Source organism: Spiroplasma sp. hy2, assembly GCF_044714365.1.
GTDB lineage: Bacteria > Bacillota_I > Bacilli_A > Mycoplasmatales > Mycoplasmataceae > Spiroplasma > Spiroplasma phoeniceum.
This window is the reverse complement of sequence record NZ_RXFZ02000340.1, coordinates 1-596: the sequence shown is the minus strand read 5'-3', so window position 1 is coordinate 596 and position 596 is coordinate 1. Positions and strand designations below refer to the sequence as shown.

Here is a 596-nt window from a genome sequence, read left to right as displayed (position 1 = left end):
AHTAAAAGATATTTTTGCTTTAATTTTTATAAAAAATCTTTACAAATTTAAAAAGCTTGATTTTACAGTTTATAAAGTGCTACACTTCATAGTACAATTTACAATGAAAAAACCAAAGCAGTAGATGCGCAAATAACAGTTAGTGCTAGTGAAAAAGATAATGATTGCGAATTCTTACAAACACCTGATGGTACAAATTGTAGTTATATAATTGATATGTTTTCAATTCAAGCATTATATAAAGGTAATTTTGAAATTATCTTTTATGCAGATAATCCATATACAAATAATAAAGAAGATTATTTACGATTATCAGTATGAAGCTTTCGTGGTAAAACAAAAAGTACACTAAATAATTATTTACGTGATATGACAACTAATTATAAAACTAGTTTCTTACTTCCACATGACTATGAAATACCAACATTTAATTACCCACAGTATGTATTACCACCAGTACCATATAACTATAAAGTTTATACAAAAGATATCTTTTATTCTTCCTTTAAAAATAATACTTTGACAACTTCAAACTTCAATATTTAAATTTTTATTATAAATATCAATTCAATCTTTTAATTTATATGTCATTATTW

General features: G+C 23.2%; 1 protein-coding gene. It reads left to right on the top strand.

Annotation, left to right across the window (positions count from 1 at the left end):
- Window positions 1-216: 216 nt before the first annotated feature.
- A complete protein-coding gene (locus EHV01_RS06410) occupies window positions 217-546 on the top strand; it encodes a hypothetical protein (RefSeq protein ID WP_422066729.1) in 330 nt (109 codons plus the stop codon).
- Window positions 547-596: the final 50 nt, after the last annotated feature.